The 3470-nt window shown below is 67.4% G+C and carries 4 protein-coding genes; all 4 read right to left on the reverse strand.

Annotated elements, in window-relative coordinates; translation table 11 throughout:
* Positions 1–755: alpha/beta hydrolase (locus tag WAN71_RS24720; protein ID WP_422227850.1), on the reverse strand; the 755-nt coding region annotated here is incomplete at its 3' end.
* A complete protein-coding gene (locus WAN71_RS24725) occupies positions 752–1594 on the reverse strand; it encodes an IclR family transcriptional regulator (RefSeq protein ID WP_422227851.1) in 843 nt (280 codons plus the stop codon). The genes WAN71_RS24725 and WAN71_RS24720, both read right to left, overlap by 4 nt.
* A gap of 138 nt (positions 1595–1732) precedes the next feature.
* The gene (locus WAN71_RS24730; protein ID WP_422227852.1) at positions 1733–3205 is read right to left on the reverse strand and encodes an FAD-dependent oxidoreductase; all 1473 of its coding nucleotides are present in this window, start codon (positions 3203–3205) and stop codon (positions 1733–1735) included.
* On the reverse strand, positions 3202–3470 hold a 269-nt coding region (locus WAN71_RS24735), incomplete at its 5' end, for a VOC family protein (protein ID WP_422227853.1). The genes WAN71_RS24730 and WAN71_RS24735, both read right to left, overlap by 4 nt.

Consider the following 3470-nt stretch of genomic DNA (forward strand, 5'->3'; position numbering starts at 1 on the left):
CACCCGGCGGTGATCACCACCGCGGGCGGCAGGCCGGTCAGCCGGGCCCGCAGCGGCGAGGCGTAGGGATGACTGCGGTCCGCGAGTGCCGGAACGTATTGATCCCAGTACCAGGACATCGCTGCAGCGGTGTTGTAGTACCCCACACCGAAGCGTTGGTATGACGGCGTGCCGAAGTCCGCGGTGATCACCGGATATATCAGCAGCTGGCCCGCGATTGCGGGCCAGTCGCGGTCGCGGGCCATCAGGGCGGTCACCGCGGCCAAGTTGCCGCCGGCGCTGTCACCGGCAACCAGCAGCCGGCCGGGGTCGACGCCGAGCGCTCCGGCCTGTTGCGTCGCCCAGTCCGCGACGGCGTAGACATCCTCGGCTGCTGCCGGCCATGGTGATTCGGGTGCCAGCCGGTAGTCGATAGACACGACCACCGCGCCGATACCGTTCGTCATCGCGCGGCACAGTTCGTCGTGGGAATTCAGATCGCAAAACACGAACCCGCCGCCATGCGCGAAGACGACGACGGGCACGGGACCGGACGTCGCAGAAGATACAGTCGGCCAGTAGATGCGCACGGCAATGTCGCCCGCCGGGGAGGGCACGGCCCGGTCTGCAACGGCACCGACCGGCGCGGGACGCGGCGGCGGCACCGCACGCTCGCGGATCACGGCCCGCAGTTGCGGCCCAGTCATCGTCTCGACACGCGGGAAGTAAGAGTTGAGCGCCGGTAGGAGCTTGGCGATCTCGGCGTCGAGGCTCACGCGTACTGCAAGGTCCGGACCGGTGTCGGGTGCAGCGGTCGGGGCTGCTGAAGGATCGGCTGTACCCGGATTGTGTCGCCGTCGTCGAAGTTGCGCCAGATGCTCAAGGCCGTCGTGCGCACCGGTCCGGCCAAACGGTGGTCGAAGGCCATCCGCTCCAACGGACCGCACACCGATACCGCGGCGATGGGCTCGGCGGCCTGACCGACGTCACCGATCGGCGCAGCGACACAACCGAATCCAGCCACCGACTCCCCTCGTTCGTAGGCGAACCCGCGGGCTCGGATCGCCTTCAGGTCCTCGGTCAGCTGACGGCGAGTAGAAATCGAGTACTTGGTCTTGCGGGTCAACAGGTCGACGTCGAAGGCGTCCAGCCGACTCGGCTCCGAGAACGCGAGCAGGGCCTTACCGACCGCGGTGCAATGCGCGGGCTGCCGGCCGCCGACGCGGGAGGGCACCGCAGCGCCGAATCCGCCGGCGATCTTCTCCAGGTAGACCACATCCGCGCCGTCGAGGACGGCCAGATGCACAACCAAGCCGGTAGCCCGATGCAACTCGTGCAGAAACGGTTGCGCAGCCCGGTGTAGCCGATCCTGGTGCACCGCAAGCGATCCCAGTTCGACCAGCCGCATGCCCAGCTCGTAGTCGCGGCCCTGGCGACGCAGCCAGCGCAGGTGCACCAGCCGCTCGAGCAGGCGATGCGCCGACGAACGCGGCAAGCCGGTGCGGCGCACGACCTGAGCCAGGGATAACCGGCCCGGCCCGTCAAAGGCATCGAGAACCAGCGACACGCGATCGATGACGGCGCTCGGGGTACAGGCTTCGGCCTGGGCTGTCATGGTTCCTCCCTGCGCCGATATTCCGATTAGGTATATGCCTATTCATACCATAGTGTGGCGCCGCTCACAACCATGCCGGAACAGCCACAAAAGCCCTCATTTCCACCGGAAATGTGGGCTTTTGGTCTTGCCGCGAGGCTAAGCGGTGGCGGCGCTCCGCCCGGCACGGCGGCCGTAGAAGCTGCCGTCACCCAGCGAGATGCCGCTGGCATACCCCCACGCGGCGAGTCCGGCAGTGGCACGTCCGGCCGCAAACAGGCCCGGGATCGGGTCGCCGCTGACATGTAGCACCTCGGCGGCCAGCGTCGTGTGTAGACCGCCGAGCGTGAAGCCGCCGGTGCTGCCGCGCAGGTCAATAGCGCCCACCGGCGTGCCGATCGGGCGCAGCCACTCCGGTTTCTTGTGCAGCAGCGGATCTTCACCCCGCGCGGCACCGTCGTTGTAGGCCGCCACGGTCGGCTGCAGCGAGCCGGCCGGCAGACCGATCTCGGTTTCCAGTTCGGCCACACTCTCGCAGACCCAGGTCGGCGGTCGCAGCAGGAAGGGGGTCGCCGACCGCGCAGCCATCGCCTGCTCATGCGCCTCGGCGTCGAGCACCAGGAACGCCGTGTCGTCCTGCTGGTAAAGCGTCAGTTGCCCGATACGCCCCGGATAGGTGTCCTCGGCCACGTAGCGCTGTCCCCGGCCGTTGACCAAGATGCCACGCACCACCAACTGCGGGTCGACCAAGAACGCCACTTCGGTAGCGTCCATGTGGGCCAGGTCGGCGCCGAGTGCCTGCGCCAGCTGAATCGCGATTCCGTCATGCTCTTCGATCGCGGCAGCCGGCCGACCGGCGATCCGCGGGGCAAACCGCGCCACCATCGACTCGTTGTAGGCGAAGCTGCCAGTGGCTAGCACCACCCCGCGCCGCGCCCGCACGGCGAGCTCTGTTCCGTACTGGCGGGCGATGATCCCGACCACTCGCCCGTCGCTCTCAACGACCAGCCGCTGCACCCGGGTATCCACGATGCTGTGGACACCAAGGGCGGTCGCGGTTTCCACCAGCGGCTTCATCAGCATGTAGCCGCCGCCCTTTTCTCCGGTCCGCTTGTCCTGCATCTGCGGCACATGCCCACGCGGCGCCGGCGTGGCAATCTCGTTGTACGGGAATGCATTCTCACCACCGGTGTACATCAGCCCGTCGTCGTCGGGCGGTTCCCAGCCCGGCTCACCCCAGAAGCTGGGTTTGAACGGCACCCCGCATCCGACCAGCCAGTCGAAATGCTCGAGGCTGCCGGCACAGTAATCGGCGATCCGGTGTTCGTCGGCACCCGGACCCATCGCCGCGCAAAGATAGGTGTGCATATTGTCGACGGAATCTTCGAAACCGCAAGCTTTTTGGATCGGCGTGCCGCCACCGAGATAGATGAATCCACCGGCCAGCGCCGCGGCCCCACCCCAGCCGCCGGCGCGCTCCAGCACCACCACCTCGGCGCCCGCCCGTGCGGCCTCGATCGCCGCCGCCGCACCGGCAATGCCGTAGCCGGCGATCACCACATCGGCCTGGAGATCCCAGTTTGCGATATCGCGGGCACTGACGGGCACGACGGGCGCGACCGTCGCGGTCACATCGCCGCCAGCGGCTGGCTGCCGGACCAGTCGTGACCCCAGTAACTGTCGGAGGTGATCTCCTCAGCCGTGTAGTACGTTTCGTCGACTTTCATGCCGTCGGTGCCGAATTCGATGTCCCAGCCGCCGGGCGCTCGGACGTAGAACGAGATCATCTTGTCGTTGGTGTGCCGACCGAGCGTCGAGGATAACGGAAAACCCTTCTGCGCAACGCGATCCAGTGCTCGGCCGACGGCGTCCAGGGAGTCGACCTCGACCATGATGT

This window comes from Mycobacterium sp. (assembly GCF_049280035.1).
GTDB lineage: Bacteria > Actinomycetota > Actinomycetes > Mycobacteriales > Mycobacteriaceae > Mycobacterium.

Coding starts and splice junctions, on each gene's coding strand:
- WAN71_RS24725 (WP_422227851.1), bottom strand. CDS start 1,594: ATGACAGCCCAGGCCGAAGCCTGTACCCCGAGCGCCGTCATCGATCGC.